Annotated in this window: 13 protein-coding genes; 3 read left to right on the top strand and 10 right to left on the bottom strand. The window is 29.7% G+C overall.

Features of this window, described 5'->3' with window-relative positions; translation table 11 throughout:
* Positions 1–8: 8 nt before the first annotated feature.
* From iadA to FAY47_RS12140, 7 genes are all read right to left on the bottom strand, one after another.
* Positions 9–1,181: a beta-aspartyl-peptidase gene (gene iadA, locus FAY47_RS12170; protein ID WP_143316990.1), complete on the bottom strand. Its 1,173-nt coding sequence runs from the start codon at positions 1,179–1,181 to the stop codon at positions 9–11.
* A gap of 16 nt (positions 1,182–1,197) precedes the next feature.
* Complete coding sequence (locus FAY47_RS12165; protein WP_143316989.1) at positions 1,198–2,463, bottom strand: tetratricopeptide repeat protein; 1,266 nt, start codon at positions 2,461–2,463, stop codon at positions 1,198–1,200.
* 161 nt (positions 2,464–2,624) lie between these two features.
* Positions 2,625–4,244 (bottom strand): phosphoenolpyruvate--protein phosphotransferase, encoded by a 1,620-nt coding sequence (ptsP, locus tag FAY47_RS12160; RefSeq protein ID WP_143316988.1) that lies wholly within the window; start codon positions 4,242–4,244, stop codon positions 2,625–2,627.
* Between the two features lie 200 nt (positions 4,245–4,444).
* A complete protein-coding gene (locus FAY47_RS12155) occupies positions 4,445–5,479 on the bottom strand; it encodes a ribonucleotide-diphosphate reductase subunit beta (RefSeq protein WP_143316987.1) in 1,035 nt (344 codons plus the stop codon).
* 11 nt (positions 5,480–5,490) lie between these two features.
* Positions 5,491–7,722: a ribonucleoside-diphosphate reductase subunit alpha gene (locus FAY47_RS12150; RefSeq protein ID WP_143316986.1), complete on the bottom strand. Its 2,232-nt coding sequence runs from the start codon at positions 7,720–7,722 to the stop codon at positions 5,491–5,493.
* Between the two features lie 296 nt (positions 7,723–8,018).
* Complete coding sequence (locus FAY47_RS20970; protein WP_243129613.1) at positions 8,019–9,860, bottom strand: histidine kinase dimerization/phospho-acceptor domain-containing protein; 1,842 nt, start codon at positions 9,858–9,860, stop codon at positions 8,019–8,021.
* Positions 9,838–10,521 carry a response regulator transcription factor gene (locus FAY47_RS12140; protein ID WP_143316985.1) on the bottom strand — a complete coding sequence of 228 codons (684 nt, stop codon included), beginning with the start codon at positions 10,519–10,521 and terminating at the stop codon, positions 9,838–9,840. The genes FAY47_RS20970 and FAY47_RS12140 overlap by 23 nt, the downstream gene beginning before the upstream one ends.
* Positions 10,522–10,721: 200 nt before the next feature.
* Here FAY47_RS12140 and FAY47_RS12135 point away from each other — a divergent pair, with 200 nt between their 5' ends.
* Complete coding sequence (locus tag FAY47_RS12135; protein WP_143316984.1) at positions 10,722–11,429, top strand: ABC transporter ATP-binding protein; 708 nt, start codon at positions 10,722–10,724, stop codon at positions 11,427–11,429.
* Entirely contained in the window at positions 11,429–13,006 is a 1,578-nt protein-coding gene (locus tag FAY47_RS12130) for a putative ABC exporter domain-containing protein (protein WP_143316983.1), read from the top strand. The genes FAY47_RS12135 and FAY47_RS12130 overlap by 1 nt, the downstream gene beginning before the upstream one ends.
* A gap of 55 nt (positions 13,007–13,061) precedes the next feature.
* On the opposite strand, the gene FAY47_RS12125 is transcribed toward FAY47_RS12130, so the two are convergent.
* The gene (locus FAY47_RS12125; protein ID WP_143316982.1) at positions 13,062–13,790 is read right to left on the bottom strand and encodes a hypothetical protein; all 729 of its coding nucleotides are present in this window, start codon (positions 13,788–13,790) and stop codon (positions 13,062–13,064) included.
* Between the two features lie 165 nt (positions 13,791–13,955).
* On the opposite strand from FAY47_RS12125, the gene FAY47_RS12120 reads away from it, so the two are divergent.
* A complete protein-coding gene (locus tag FAY47_RS12120; protein ID WP_143316981.1) occupies positions 13,956–14,813 on the top strand; it encodes a YitT family protein in 858 nt (285 codons plus the stop codon).
* A gap of 49 nt (positions 14,814–14,862) precedes the next feature.
* Here FAY47_RS12120 and FAY47_RS12115 read toward each other — a convergent pair whose 3' ends face one another.
* Together FAY47_RS12115 and FAY47_RS12110 are read right to left on the bottom strand one after the other, a co-directional pair.
* On the bottom strand, positions 14,863–15,423 hold the full coding sequence (locus FAY47_RS12115) for a Fe-S-containing hydro-lyase (protein WP_143316980.1): 561 nt from the start codon (positions 15,421–15,423) through the stop codon (positions 14,863–14,865).
* 13 nt (positions 15,424–15,436) lie between these two features.
* Positions 15,437–16,279 carry a fumarate hydratase gene (locus FAY47_RS12110; protein WP_143316979.1) on the bottom strand — a complete coding sequence of 281 codons (843 nt, stop codon included), beginning with the start codon at positions 16,277–16,279 and terminating at the stop codon, positions 15,437–15,439.
* Positions 16,280–16,474: the final 195 nt, after the last annotated feature.

Below are 16,474 nucleotides of genomic sequence, written 5' to 3'. Positions count from 1 at the left end.
TCTTTTTTTTATTCAAAAACATTTTTAACTATTGCTTTTTCGTCCTTAACTAAGATTTTCCCCTTTGCATATACGTCACAAATCTTTAAATCATCTTTATTTACTAACACAAAATCTGCAAAATATCCTGCCTTTATCTCCCCTACATCTTTTAACTTAAATAATTTTGCCACATTGGAAGTAATTACCACTATAGTCTTTTCTATTGGCATTCCTTCTTCTAGAATGGCTTTTCTTACTTCACAATAAAGGGATTTTACAGAACATATACCTATTCCCATAAATTCATCATTCTCATTATATTTGGGCATGCTCCCCTGTCCATCAGAAGAAAAAGTAACCTGTTCTATAGGTAGACCTAAATCATATATCCTTTTTAATCCTTTACTTGCAATCAACTCCCCTGGCTCTAAATAGTCCGGGTCTGAACTAGTAGTTAAATCTATATATCCACCTTTTTTTAAATATTCTATTCCTTCCTCAAAAAGTTCCCTACTCCTATTAATATGAGTAGGTAGCAATTGTGTTGGTGGAATTTCAGTATTTTCTAACAGTAAAAATACCTTTTCTAATCTTCTATTTCCTACACCCATATGTATATCCACAATACCACTTTTTCCTGACAATAGTCCACCAACTCTTGCTTCTGCAGCAACTTTTACAAACTCTTCAAAAGTAGGTTGTGAACTTCTATGATCAGAGAGTGCAATTTCTCCAACTCCAATAACTTTATCGATAAGCATTAAATCCTCTTTTATGCTATTTGTCACTGTTACAACAGGGACCTGATAAGAGCCAGTGTAACAATAAGCTGATATACCATCTTCTTCAAGTGATCTTGCTTTTGCAATTAAGCTTTCCATATCTCGACATACCCCATCTGTGCCAAGGCATCCTATTGCTGTAGTTATTCCTGAAGTTGTTAATTCTGAAAATTTAATTTCACTGGTTCTTGTAGAAAATCCTTCTTCTCCACCCGCTCCAATAATATGCACATGATTATCAATAAAGCCAGGAAAAATTAACTTTCCACTTCCATCAACTTCATTAATGTGGATAAAGTTAGTAGGAATACTAATTTCATCATAAATTCCTTCAAATCTATTTCCTACTATAAGAACTTGTTTCCTTCCTATATATTTAGGACTATAGACTTCTACATCTTTTATAACTGTAATCAAAATACCACATCCTAATTTATTTAGTATCTAGTAAATTAGAAATAGCTTTATTATTATACATAGATGATGGATATTTTTCTCTAATCTCTCTTGCAAAAGCAATACTTTTATCTATATCCCTTTCCTTATATAATAATGCAAGTTTATATGTAGTTTCCTCCATATAAGTCTCATTTTTAAACTTGTTATAAAACTCCTCGTATCCACTAATAGCATCATCTATATTTCCTAACTCTTCATCTGTTGCTGCTTTAAAAAATACTATGTGAGGATATATATAGTTTCCATTACCATACTCATATCCTTTTGAAAACTCAGACTTTGCTTCATTTAATGCCTTCTTATTATAAAGTTCAGATCCTTTCCTATAAAAGAAGTTTGCTCCCTCATTTTTCAGAATTTCTATGCCTTTATAATATATAGTTTTATCTCTTCCTTTTAAATCATTTCCATTAACATTTTTTATATTATTATATATAGCCTCGTAATCTTTATTATTCACAGATGATTCCAATACACTAAAATCTACTAGATTTTCAGTCTTAGTTTCTCCCTTTTCTTCAGTCTCATTCTTATCATCAATATTTTCTTCTTGAGCATTGTCTGTATCCTGATTTTTCTCCACTAATGTTTCACTTGATTCACTACTAGTATTTTTACTATTCAAATATATTCTAGCTCCTGCTACAATGCTACCTACAATTATTACAGTTGCTACTGTGAATAACAAACCTTTTGCCCATATATTTCTTTTACTTACTTCTAACTTAATTCCACCTACGTCCTTAAGTTCTTTAGCTATATTTTTAGCACCTATATTGTTTCTATCAACATTAAGTACCTTAGTAGCATAAACACTACTACGTGCATAGTCACCCTTTCTTAAATAACAAATGGACAGTGCTAAATTTACTTTTATTGAGTTAAAATCACTTTCTGTGCATTTTTCTAATTCAGCTATTGCCTCTTCAATTCTTAATTGTTTTAAATAACTTTCGCCTACCTTATAATACTGTGCTCTTTTAATATCGCTTTTAGAATCATGTATATAATGTTTGGCTAAGCTATCATCATTATGTTCAGAATTTATTTTCCACTGAGCCTTTGCTCCTTCTAAATCACCTTTTAAATATAGAATCAATCCCTTTAAATTAAGGGTTGCTGCATTTCTTAAGTTATTCGAAATAGATTCATCACATTTCTTTAATGCTTTTTCAAGCTCTCCCTCTTCATAAAAACGGACTGCCTTCATGTAGTCTTTATCCTTTTGTTTGCTTTTCATAGCTATCCCCACCTCTAAATATTAACCTTTTGTAATACCAATCAATATAAATGATACTATAGTTACTCTAAATATTGAAGCTAAAGTTCCTTAAACTTAAATATAAATTCAAATAAAAAACCTCAATGAAAATTAAATTCCATTGAGGTTCTAAATTATTCTTATTCTTGCTCTAATATTATCTTCTTAGCTGTTAATATTGAAGTAGCACTCATTGAGAATTCATCTAGTCCATATTCAACTAGAGTTGGGATAGCAGCTTCATCTCCTGCCATTTCTCCACACATTCCTACCCATTTTCCATGCTTATGAGCACCATCTATTGTCATTTTTATTAATCTTAATACTGCTGGATGCATTGGGTTGTAAAGGTATGATACCTTTTCACTCATTCTATCAGCAGCTAATGTATATTGAATTAAGTCGTTAGTTCCAATTGAGAAGAAATCAACATGCTTTGCAAGTTCATCAGCATAAACTGCAGCAGCTGGAATTTCAACCATGATACCCCATTGAATTTCTTCTGAGAAAGCTTTTCCTTCTGCTTTTAATTCAGTCTTACATTCTTCAACAACTTCTTTTGCTTGCATAAACTCTTCTAATCCAGATATCATTGGGAACATAACACATAGCTTACCATATACTGAAGCTCTTAGTAACGCTCTTAATTGTACCTTGAATATTTCTTTTCTATCTAAACAAAGTCTTATTGCTCTATATCCTAAGAATGGATTCATTTCTTCTGGTAATGGTAAATAAGGAAGTGTCTTATCTCCTCCAATATCAAGAGTTCTAATTACAACTTGCCTTCCTTCCATCTTTTCAAGAACAAATTTATAACTTTCATATTGTTCTTCTTCAGTTGGAGCACTATCTCTATCCATATATAAAAACTCAGTTCTAAATAATCCAACAGCGTCTCCACCATTAGCTATTACTCCAAGCACATCTTCTGGCTTACCTATATTTCCACAAACTTCTATTCTCTTTCCAGATTTAGTAGTTGTTTTTACATCTATTAATTTCTTTAATTCTTCTTGCTCAGCAGTGAATTTTTCCTTTTTAGCTTTATATTCAGCTATAACGTCCTCACAAGGATTTATTATAACATCTCCTGAAATACCATCTAATATAACTAAATCTCCATTTTTAACTGAAGTAGTTATATCTCCAAGACCAAGTACAGCTGGAATTTCTAATGTTCTTGCCATAATAGCAGCATGAGAAGTTCTTCCACCTATGTTTGTCATAAATCCTATAACTTTAGTTCTGTCAAGTTGTGCTGTATCTGATGGAGTTAAATCATGAGCAACAACTATTGTATTTTCTTCTGTTATAGCAAATGCGTCTCCACCTTTACCTGCTAAGTTTGATATAATTCTTTTTGATACATCCTTAATATCTGCTGCTCTTTCTCTCATGTAAGCATCTTCCATTGAATCGAATATCATAACAAATGTATTAGTAACACTGTCTACGGCTTTCATTGCGTTTACACTATTAGTTTCAATTTCTAAATTCATTGCCCCTGTAAATTCCGGGTCATCTAATAATGTAATATGTGCTTCAAAAACTGCTGCCTTTTCTTCTCCCATTTCAGCTGCTGCTTTTACTTTGATTTTTTCTAATTGTTCTCTTGAGTTGTCAAGGGCTTTCTTTAATTTTTCTTGCTCCCCTGCTACATCTGTCACCTTAGAATCTGTTATAACTATTTCTTCATGCTCTTGTACAAAAACTTTTCCTATTGCATATCCTTTTGAAGCGGCAATACCTTTTTTCATAATTTATGATCCTCCTCAAATTATATTAATTTACTAAAATCACTTACTGGTTTAAAACCTTAACCACTTTGGTAAACCTTTAACAATTAAATGTAACATAGATTATTATAACACATTTTTTCAACATGTTAACCTTTAAATAACCGTTTTTTTAAAAAGTTTCAATGAAAAATTACCTTATTTGTTAAATATTAGACATTCTACAAATCATCTACAAGTGCTGTGACTTTTGCATAAGCAGTTGATCTTCCTTCAAAAAAATCAGTTTTAACTGAATTTGCATCTGCTAAGGTATCCACCCATTCTGCAGGATTTTTTTTAACATTGAGAAAGATTTCTCCTAAACCTATAGATGTTGATCTTAAATTAGCCAAATATTTTATATAATCTGTAATTAACTTTTTATTTATTCCTTGTATATCATCCCCAATAACATAATGACCCCAGGCTATTTCATGCTCAACTCCTGTTATCATCATATCGATTAATTCACTTTTCATATCTTCTGTAAACAAATCCGGTTCTTCCTCTTGTAGTTCTTTTATTATATTTCTAAATAACCAAAGATGGGTATTTTCATCTCTATTAATATATCTAATTTCTTGAGCTGATCCAGCCATTTTCCCATGTCTTTCAAGGTTATAAAAGAACATAAATCCAGAATAAAAATATATCCCTTCAAGAATATAGTTTGCCATTATAGTCTTTAATAAATTTTTTTTACTTGGATTTAAAATAAAATTATTATATAAATCCCCAATAAACTTATTTCTCTCTAAAAGTATTTTATCATCTTTCCATTGATACAAAATTTCATTTCTTTTCTCTGGCGAACAAATTGTATCAAGCATATAACTATAGCTTTGTGAATGCACTGCTTCTTGAAACGCTTGAATAGTTAGACATAAATTAACTTCACTTGCTGTAATATAGCTTGATACATTTCCTAAGTTAGCTGTTTGAATTGAATCTAAAAAAATTAAAAAAGAAAGTATCTTATCATATGCTATTCTTTCACTTTTGGAAAGATTCCCATAATCTTTTAAATCTTGTGATAAATTTACTTCCTCTGGTATCCAAAAGTTATTCATAGCTTGCCTATACCAGTCACTAACCCATGAATATTTCATATTGTTAAAATCATTAAGATTAGTTGTATTTCCATTTATCATTCTTTTTTTATTTGTCTCAATATCCCCATATTCATTAAATAATGGTTTTCTATTAATAGTCATATTATCACTCCTTAAGCTGAACAACTTTCACAATCTCCAACAGTTAGAGATTTACTTCTCACATAATATATTGATTTAACTTTACATTTACAAGCTTCTACATAAAGGTTCATTATTTGTCTCATCGTATAATCAGTAGTTATATATAAATTAAATGACTGCCCTTGATCTATATGTCTTTGTCTTACCCCATTAATTTTTACGCACCACTCTTGGTTAATATTATAAGCAGAATTATAGTACCAGTAATTCTCATCACAAAGATTTGGAGCTGTTTTGGGTACTATACTACCTTTCTTTTCTTCTAAATAAAATCTAGACATTACTGGATCTACCCCTTCACTTGTACCTGCTATTGTTGCTGTAGATCCGTTTGGAGCAATTGCTATTAGATATCCATTTCTCATACCATGTTCTCTTACTTCTTTTTTGAGTTCTAACCATCTTTCCGAATTATATCCTCTTAGATCAAAATAATTCCCATTGTCCCAATCTGAACCTTCAAATTCCAAATATCTTCCCTTTTCCTTGGAGATCGTCATACTAGCCCTAATTGCATAATAATTAATCTTCTCATAGACTTTATCCGCAAAATCTATATGTTCATCTGATGTCCAATGAATTTTATTATTTGCAAGCATATGATGATATCCACTAGTTCCAAGTCCAATTCCTCTATATTTCTTATTTGTAATTTCTGCAAAAGGAACTGAATAATAATTTAAATCAATAACGTTATCCATAGCCCTTATTTGAGTTTCAACAACATATTCAAGTTCTTCGTCGTCTAAAACATCTACATTCCCTAAAACTATAGAAGAAAGATTACAAACAACAAAATCCCCAGCCTTTCTTCTTTCTATAACTACCTTATCACCATTTTCATCTACAATCTCAGAATTCTTAGATTCCATTGGGCTCATATTTTGCATTATTTCTGTACAAAGATTAGATGAATATATTATTCCTTTATGTTTATTAGGATTCATTTCATTAACTGTGTCTCTATAAAAAGCAAAAGGCGTTCCTGTTTCTGCTGCACTTTTTATAATAAGTCTTACAATATCTTTAACTAACATCACCCTTTTTGAAATTCTATTATCATTAACACACTCATAATATTTTTCTTCCCATTCCTCACCATAGAAATCCTCTAATGAATATCCTTTTACATTTTTTATTTCATAAGGACACATCATATACCAATTAGCATCTATATCTGTCTCCGCAAGTTTCCAAAACAGATCAGGATAGCATAACCCAGGGAAAACATCATGAGCTTTTTTTCTGTCATCTCCATTATTAGTTCTAATCTGTAAAAATTCTGGCATATCTTTATGCCAGACATCCAACCATATTGCAACAGATCCATTTCTAACTCCTAATTGATCGACAGCTATTGCAGTATCATTAAATAGCTTTATCCAAGGTATAACTCCTCCTGAAGCACCTTTAAACCCTCTTATAGGTGATCCTAAAGCTCTAATCTTTCCAAGGTATATCCCCATACCACCCCCGAACTTAGATACTTCTGCAAAATTATCTAGAGATTTATATATACCATTTAAACTATCATCCACTGTATCTACAAAACATGAGCTAAGTTGATAGAATGGCTTTCTTGCATTACTCATTGTAGGAGTTGCCATTGTAGCTTTAAGAGAGCTTAAAACGTCATAAAACCTTTTTGCCCATTCTACTCTTTTTTCTTTCTTCTCTGGAATAGCAAGATGCATAGCAATTCCCATAAACATTTGCTGTGGTAACTCTATGACATTTCTATTAAAATCATGTGTAAGATATCTTTTTTTTAGTAAATCTATTCCGCTATATGTAAACAGATAATCCCTTTCCGGTTTTAATTCCTTTTCTAGTTCATAAATATCTTCCTTAGAATAATTCTCTAGTATATACCTTCCATACAAATTTTTATTAGTTAGTTCTTCAATAAACAAATAGAAATCAGAATATAAATTTTTGTTTTCTCCTAAATTTCTATTATTTCTAACCTCATCATGTAACCTTTCTATATATAACCTAGCTGCAACAAATTGCCATTTTGGCTCTACATCAGTTGTTAATTCCAAAGAAACTTGTATTAACGAATTTCTTACCTCATCCATAGACATATTAGGTCTCATTATATGATCTAATGCCTCAACTAATCTCTCTTTAGTATATATCCCCTCATAATCCTTAACTCCTTCTAATGCAAACTCCAATAACTTCTCCAGCATCTCCATTTCATTCCTCCACTATATTTAGTATATATAATATACATCCTCTTTTTTTTATACAACATATAGTAATTATAATTATTATCTCTTAATATGTAAAATTACCTACTATCTTTTTAAGAATACTAAAGAGAAATATTAATGCCATCCTCCTGTTTCCTCCTTTTATCTATAACAATTATTATTAATAAATATTTTATATTCCTATAAAAGAATATAAAAAAGCTGTTTAAAAATATCCAACACTTTCTATTTTTAAACAGCTTATCAATACATCTCTTTTTATTCATTTATAGAAGATTTCATTTTTCAGTATTCATTCTATTCTCATAACTTTTAGGAAGTACGATATATATCTTAAACATATCTCCTTCTCTAATAACATTTATCTCACCATCATGCAACTCTACAATACTTTTTGCTATAGCAAGGCCTAATCCTGATCCTTCAACCTTGGAATTTCTAGAACTGTCTCCTCTAGAGAATCTTTCAAATATATCATTATTATCAAAATTCATATCATAATTTGCAATATTTTTAAAAGCTATTTCTACATTATCTTCCCCATCCATCACATCTATATACACTCTTGTATTTTCTAGTGAATACTTTAATGCATTAATAACTATATTCTCTATAACTCTCGACATCATTTTCCCATCAAGATCCATATCAATCTCTTCAACTGAGCTATTTACTTTAAACTCTATATTCTTCTCTTCATATAAATACGAATATTCTCCTACGGCCTGATGAATCAAAGACATTATATCTATATTCTCTTTATTTAACTTTATCTTTCCACTATTGATTTTTGACATTTCAAACAAGTCATCTATTAAAACTTTAAGCTTCTTAGACTTTTGCTCTAATATCTTTATATAGTCTATTCTTTCTTCTTCAGTTATATCTGGTGATTTTAATATATTAACATAATTAATAATTGAAGTTAAAGGAGTTCTCAAATCATGTGAAACATTAGAAATAAGTTCAGTTTTTAACTTTTCGTTTCTTAATGTCTCTTCAACTGCTATCTCATATCCTGACTTTATTTTAGTTATATTTTTTATAAGCTCCAAAACTTCAGAGCCACCCTGCTCCACAATATGATAATCTAAATTTCCATCATTTATCTTCTTCAAACTATCATTTACCCTAGATATTTCTATAGTTTTTTTCATAGAATACATTATTCCTATCATTGGCAACACCATAAGCATTATGCTTCCCTTAAAAGGATATAATGTAAAGAAAGTAACAAGGATGTTATTTTCATATCCTCCTATAGCTAATAAATATAAATATAATATAAAAAATATAATTGAACATATTATAGTTGCTACTAACATTCTTCTAGTTTGCTTATACCTAAATCCATACTTCAATACATAAGCAATACTACCAATAAAATTCCCTTTAATAATTACTTTTCCTCTATTGGCAATAATGACTGCTAAAACTTTTATAAATAGAAACATCCATATTAGAAATAGCAAACTAACGTATAATATAATTCTCCAATTGGAACTTTCTTTGTAATTGTCTAAAGAAGTATAATAATATTCCTCGTAATTACTTAGAATACTTTTATCAACTTTTATTTCACCGTTTTCAACTAATTTATTAAAACTATTTTGATTATCATAATTTATTACCAACTCATTACCATTATACTTTTCTTCTATATATGAATTAATATCCTCGTCTGTATATTCAGCATCTGTAGCCTCCAAGTACTGGCTAGGATCATTAGTTAGGATTTCATTAGTATTTTTATTTCTAACTATAAAATAAATATTTTTTCCGATAGAATACCCTTCTTTTTCATAATACTTATAAATAAAGTTCTTTTTTATTATATTTGTTACATCCTGATTTACATAGTAAAGCTTTTGAAAAGAGTTGGTCTTATCATAGATCATCTTAGCTAATTCATAGGAATCACCTTTTAAATTTTTTTGATAATAATCCTTTGGATTTATTGTTGCTTCAACTGCTGACATGACTCTTGAATAAGAATTATCTGAATAATCCTTAAAAACTTCGATTCCAAAGTACACGCATATTAATATTAAAATTATTATTTCTATCAGCCATATTTGACTTATGTATTTCTTAAGTCTACTTTTCAATTTTATAGCCAATACCCCACACCACCTTAATATATTCAGGTTCTTTAGTATTTAATTCAATTTTTTCTCTAATTCTTCTTATATGAACTGTAACAGTATTTTCACTCTTATAAAAAGGTTCTTCCCATACTTTTTCATATATTTCTTTTATAGAAAAAATACGTCCAAGATTAGAAGCCAATAAATGTAATATCTTATATTCTGTAGCTGTTACTCTAACTTCCTCTCCCCTAACCGTTATTTTTTTTGCTAGAGTATCTATTTCTAGATCTTTAACCTTAACAGTGCCTTTATCTTCAACATTAAGTGGATTCTCATATCTTCTTAATTGAGATTTTACCCTAGCGACTAACTCAAGATGATTAAATGGTTTTGGTATGTAATCATCAGCACCTACATTCAACCCTAATATCTTATCTGAATCTTCGCCTTTTGCAGATAACATTATTATTGGGATATTATTTGTTTCTCTTATTTTCATACATGTTTTAATTCCATCTAAATTAGGCATCATAATATCCAATATGATTAGGTGTATTTGTTTACTTTCTAATATATCTAACGCTTCAAGTCCATCTTCAGCCTTAATAACTTTTAAATTTTCACCTCTTAAATATATTTCAATAGCATCTCTTATTTCTTTCTCATCATCAACTACCAAAACATTATACATATGACAACCCCCTTAGGTTTTTATTCTTATTATAACCTAACTTTATTAAAGCATAAAATAAGTTCTCCTTTATTACGTTTTTATTAATTACTCTTCTCCCACACTATTAGTATAAATCTTTCTTAAATATTTCCCTCTATTAAGTTTTCAAGCTGCCCTTATAGTATAATATTTACAAATAATACAAGGGGGATTTTATTATGTTAGAAATTAAGTACCTTACAAAAACCTATAAAAAATTCAACGCTGTTAATAATTTAAATCTTGCCATAAATGAGGGAGAAATTGGGGTTTTAGCTGGTCCTAATGGAGCTGGAAAGTCAACTACTATAAAATGCATCGCTGGACTTCTTCGTTATATAGGTGATATTAAAATAGGGGGATTTTCTAATAAAAGTATAGAGGGTAAAAAATTATTTGGATATGTACCAGAACTTCCTGGCCTATTTCCTCTGTTAACAGTAAGAGAGCATATTCACTTTGTCGCTAGAGCGTATGGATTAGAAGATTATGAAGAATACGCCAATGTACTTTTTGACATATTCGATCTAAGTGATAAAACAGAGAAATTCGGTTCTGAACTTTCCAAGGGTATGCAACAAAAACTTAGCATTTGTTGTGCCTTAGTAACTAAACCTAAGCTTATTCTTTTTGATGAACCTATGATAGGTCTGGATCCTAAAGCAATAAAAGAATTAAAAAATCTTATGATAAAATTAAAGGAGCAAGGAGTATCAATGATTGTAAGTACTCATTTACTAGATTCCGTTGAAGATATTTGGGACAGAATCGTTATTATGAATAAAGGAACTGTTGTATTTTCAAAAACTAAATGTGAATTTGAAAATACCTCTTCAGAAAGTCTAGAAGATATCTTCTTTAAAGTTACTGAGGAAGGTGATAAATAATGAGCCTTTTCATTTATTTACTTAAAAGAAATTCTATAAATTATATAAAAAGTATAAAACATAAACCATCAAGAATAGTTCCATTTATCTTTTATGGATTTTTTATATTTCTTATGATTCTTGGATCAATTAAAGGGAGTAGTAATAATTCTTTTGTTGAATCACGCTATTTTACAGGAATTTTAACAATTGTACTTATATTAATTTTTATGTATACACTTTATAGCGGAGTCACTCGAAAAAATTTCCGCTATACTATGAGCGGCGTAAATATAATTTTTACTTCTCCAATAAAATCTCAAAATGTTTTACTTTATGGTTTTATTAAAGAAATATCATTTGTATTTGCTTTCTCTATAATTTTACTTTTTCAAATTCCAAACCTATCGAATAAATTTGATTTTGTTAATGGTGGAATTGTAATATTGGTAGTATTGATTTTATTATTTTTTATTATACTATCATCTATATCCTTACTGCTTTATGGCATCTTTTCAAAATACTCGAATTTAAAAGAAATTGCTATAAAAGTTATAAAGTACGGTTCATTATTAATCTTCTTATCATTGTCATATTATATCTATACTCATTCTAACGGAAATAAGTTTCAATTTTCTATTGAATTCTTTAATATGAACGGATTCAATTACATCCCTATAATTGGATGGACAAGAGCTGCAATTATACAGTGTTTAAATGGATTTAACATTTCAATAGCATTATATGTAGGCCTATTAATACTTACAGGAATTATCTGTATAACTATACTATATAACTTTAATTTGGACTTTTATGAGGATGCATTACCTTCTGCTGAACAAAACGAAGTTGCTCAAAGCTATCGTAATAGTGGTTTTAATTCAAAGGAACTTAATAAACTTCAAGGTACTCGTAAACCTTTTGCTCGTAGAAATGCTAAACTTAATTATTCTGCACTATACTCCAAAGCAATATTTTTTAGGCACATGTTGGAATATAAAAAATCAGGATATTACTTCTTAAATATTTTATCTGGTATATACTTAATCGCTTCAATTGCTGTAGGATTATACTTATCTGTGCCACTATATGGTTTTTTATTATTTTCAATCTATATGATGGTTATCTCAAGCTATACTGGAAAATGGTCACTCGATTTAAGCAGCCACTTTATTTTTCTCATTCCGGCTAGTAGTGCCTCAAAATTGTTTTATTCAACCTTATCATCACTGATTAAGTATTTTGTTGATGGAATGATTTTATTTATCCCTTGTGGTATTATAATGGGATCAGATCCTATAGAAGTTATATTTTCAATATTAGCTTACACATCTTTTGGTGCTATATCAATTTATGGTTCGGTATTAAATTACAAACTATTTGATAAGGTATCAAATCAAATGATGAAAGGCATTTTTATGCTGATCACCTTAATCGTATATGTATTGCCCGGGGTTGTTATTGGTGCTCTTTTGAGCTTCAAATTTAAAATTTTTGGACCATACGCTTTACATCTCTCATTTATTCTATATAACATTATAGCTTCTCTTATAATCGTTCAAGCTGCAAAAGGCATTTATGATACTTTAGAAAGCTAACGTCTACAACAAAAGCAACTATAAAAATTAAAAGATAACAAATAGAATCTTAATTCTATTTGTTATCTTTTATAAGTTCTTCGAACTCTGAATTTCCTCTAACAGGATCAAAATCTTTTTCAGTTTTCGCTTCTTTCTTAATCCCCGATTCCCCTTCATTAGCACCTTCAACTTCTATAGCTTTGTTTAAATTTAAAACAGTATTATCTACATCTCCCATTCTCCCATATATTGAAGCTTTACCGTAATAACTCCACATGTAAGGTTCAATTTCAAGAGATTTATCATACCATACTAGCGATTCATTTAACTTTCCATGCAATTCATAATTCAAAGCTTTATTATACCTAGCGTACCAATAGTCACCTTTTATTGCCAAAGATTTTTCTATATCAATCATACCTTCTTCAAAACCTATGCTAAAAGCCTTAGCTATCCCTCTAATATTATATGCCTTATAGCTTTCTGGAAACTTTTCAATTATGCTATCAGCTCTATTTATAGCTTCACTATAATTTCCTTGAAAAAACAAATCATATGCTTCATTATATAGATTCTCTTCCTCTTGATTCACCGGATTACTTTCTTCCCTTTTTTGATTTTTCTCTTCGTTTGTAGAAATAATTTCTTCAATACTACTATCTTGCTCTTGTCTAATATCTTCTTTAACATTTTTTCTATTATCTATTCCAAATTTAATAATTACTCCAGCTGCTATAATTACTAATATAATTAGCAAAATTATTTTCATTTTTTTGCTTCCAGGCAATTTTATTCTATTCATTTAATCCAAATTCCTTTCTCCAATATTGTCTAAAAACCACTTCCACCTAGACAACTTATTCTTATTTTGTAATATTTTTTCCTATAAATACTTAACTTTATAATACTTTTCATATATAATTATGTTGGTTTATATAAATTATTTAGATTGTACAAGAGGTATATTATGAATTTTATAAGAAAACATAACGAATTTATTGTTGATGTATTAATTATATTTTTAGGTTGCTTCATAGCTTCTCTAGGCGTTAACTTATTTTTAATTCACGCTAAACTACTAAGCGGTGGAGCTACAGGTGTAGCACTTATTATTGAATACCTTACTGGATTCCAATCAGGATATACGGTATTCATACTTAACTTACCACTATTTGTTTTAAGTTTTATGAAATTATCTAAGAGATTCACTCTATACTCTGCTATAGGTATGACTTCTCTTTCTTTCTCACTTATTTTTACAAAACAATTTTCTACGCTTATCAAAGTAGATGATATATTGCTTTATTGTATATACGGTGGCGTCCTTTGTGGAATTGGATATGGCCTAGTATTCCTTAGAAATGGTTCCACAGGAGGTACTGATATAATTACTATGTTAATAAGGCAAAAATATTCAAACTTTAAAATAGGCTCTATGGGCTTTACTTTAAATTGTCTTATTGTATTTATTGGTGCACTTATTTTTGGAATTCCTAGAGCTTTATATACTCTTATATCTATTTTTATACAGGGCATAGTATTAAATCAAGTTCTTACTGGTTTTTCAAGTAAAAAGCTTATGCTTATTTTAACAGAAAAAGAGGATATTGTTATTAATTATATCATAAAAGATCTTAATAGGGGTGTTACTACCCTTCCTGCACGAGGAGAATTTACTGATAGTGACAGACGTATGCTATATTGCCTAGTAACTTCCAGGCAAATGATAGAATTAAAATCTAAAATATTATCAATTGATTCTAAAGCATTTATTAGCATTTTAGATGTTTCCGAAGTTAAAGGAAGAGGTTTTACAAATTTATAGAATTAAATAATTCTTAAAGGGTTATCCAAGATAACCCTTTAACTATTCACTACCTATTATTCATTTTTAAATAATCTTTTTGTCCCTCTTCATAAAGATTATTCCCTTCACTATCAATTATAACTATTAGTGGCATATCCTTAACTTCTATTTTTCTAATAGCTTCTGCCCCTAAATCTTCATATGCTATTATTTCAGATTTTGTTATGCTCTTTCCTATAAGGGCCGCAGCCCCTCCAATCGCTCCAAAATATATAGCTCTATTTTTTTTGATTGATTCAATTACTTCTTTATTTCTAGCACCTTTGCCTATCATTCCTTTTAACCCCAAATCTAAAAGCTTAGGTGCATATGGATCCATTCTATAACTTGTAGTTGGCCCAGCAGATCCAATAGGGGTTCCTGGTTTTGCTGGACTTGGGCCTACATAATATATAATTTCATTCTTTATATTTAATGGCAACTCTTCTTTCTTTTCCAACAATTCTATAAGCCTTTTATGTGCCGCATCTCTTCCTGTATAAATTGTTCCTGATAATAATATCCTATCACCAGCTTTCAAAGCAGTAACTTTGTCTTCAGTAAGTGGTGTATTAAGTTTAATCTCCATTTTCTATCGCCTCCTATAGGATAAATTCCTTATGCCTTGTTGCATGACAGTTTATATTAACCGCTACTGGTAACCCTGCTATGTGTGTAGGATAAGTTTCTATATTCAAACCTAAAGCTGTTGTTTTTCCACCAAAACCTTGTGGACCTATTCCAAGTTCATTAATACTCTGAAGCAACTCCTCTTCTAATTCTTTATAGAAGTTATCTTTATTTCTTATATTTATTGGTCTAATCAAGGCCTTCTTAGCTAGATAAGTAGCCTTATCAAAAGTTCCACCTATTCCAACTCCTATAACCATAGGTGGACACGGATTTGGTCCTGCTAACTTTACAGTTTCTAGTATAAATTTCTTAACCCCTTCAATTCCATCAGCTGGTTTAAGCATGCCAACTCTACTCATATTCTCCGATCCAAACCCTTTCGGTGCAACGGTAATTTTAACCTTATCCCCTGACACTATATCATAATAAACAACTGCTGGAGTATTATCCTTAGTATTGACTCTATTTATAGGGTCTTTTACTACAGATTTTCTTAAATATCCTTCTTCATATCCTCTTCTTACTCCTTCATTTATAGCATCACTTATAAGCCCTCCAGTAAAATGAACTTCTTGTCCAACTTCCAAAAATACACAAGCCATTCCTGTATCTTGACACATAGGGACTTCATTATCTCTAGCTATTCCTGCGTTTATTATTAATTTATCCAATACGTCTTCAGCTATTGGATATGGTTCTTCTTTCTTTGCATTTATAAGCGCTTCTTCAATATCTTTTTCAAGATAATAGTTTGATTCTATACATAGGTCTCTTATTATATCTTCTATCTCTTTTACATTTACTTCTCTCATAACTCCACCTCCACATATATATAATTTTATGTGCTTTCACGAAATTTTACAATAGCTTCTATATAACTGCATATTTTACACTTATTAATATTATAAATAAGTAAAGATTAATTGAGGTTAATAAATGAATAATAGACAACTTCTTAAAATAATTAATTTAATAATTTGTATTATGATAATGATACTGCTATACCT

This window comes from Clostridium sp. HBUAS56017 (assembly GCF_007115085.1).
In the GTDB taxonomy this organism is placed as follows: Bacteria; Bacillota; Clostridia; order Clostridiales; family Clostridiaceae; genus Clostridium; species Clostridium cibarium.
The sequence above is the reverse complement of the archived record's forward strand: the minus strand, read 5'-3'. Positions and strand labels throughout refer to the sequence as shown.

Excerpts from the sequence above, each read along its gene's own strand:
- FAY47_RS12140 (WP_143316985.1), bottom strand. The coding sequence starts at position 10,521 with ATGTATAATGTTTTGGTAGTTGATGATGAGAAAGAAATAAGAGATGCT.
- FAY47_RS12125 (WP_143316982.1), bottom strand. The coding sequence starts at position 13,790 with ATGAATAGAATAAAATTGCCTGGAAGCAAAAAAATGAAAATAATTTTG.
- ptsP (WP_143316988.1), bottom strand. The coding sequence starts at position 4,244 with ATGAAAAAAGGTATTGCCGCTTCAAAAGGATATGCAATAGGAAAAGTT.
- FAY47_RS12155 (WP_143316987.1), bottom strand. The coding sequence starts at position 5,479 with ATGACTATTAATAGAAAACCATTATTTAATGAATATGGGGATATTGAG.
- FAY47_RS12135 (WP_143316984.1), top strand. The coding sequence starts at position 10,722 with ATGTTAGAAATTAAGTACCTTACAAAAACCTATAAAAAATTCAACGCT.
- FAY47_RS12165 (WP_143316989.1), bottom strand. The coding sequence starts at position 2,463 with ATGAAAAGCAAACAAAAGGATAAAGACTACATGAAGGCAGTCCGTTTT.
- FAY47_RS12115 (WP_143316980.1), bottom strand. The coding sequence starts at position 15,423 with ATGGAGATTAAACTTAATACACCACTTACTGAAGACAAAGTTACTGCT.
- FAY47_RS12110 (WP_143316979.1), bottom strand. The coding sequence starts at position 16,279 with ATGAGAGAAGTAAATGTAAAAGAGATAGAAGATATAATAAGAGACCTA.
- FAY47_RS12120 (WP_143316981.1), top strand. The coding sequence starts at position 13,956 with ATGAATTTTATAAGAAAACATAACGAATTTATTGTTGATGTATTAATT.
- FAY47_RS12150 (WP_143316986.1), bottom strand. The coding sequence starts at position 7,722 with ATGGAGATGCTGGAGAAGTTATTGGAGTTTGCATTAGAAGGAGTTAAG.
- FAY47_RS12130 (WP_143316983.1), top strand. The coding sequence starts at position 11,429 with ATGAGCCTTTTCATTTATTTACTTAAAAGAAATTCTATAAATTATATA.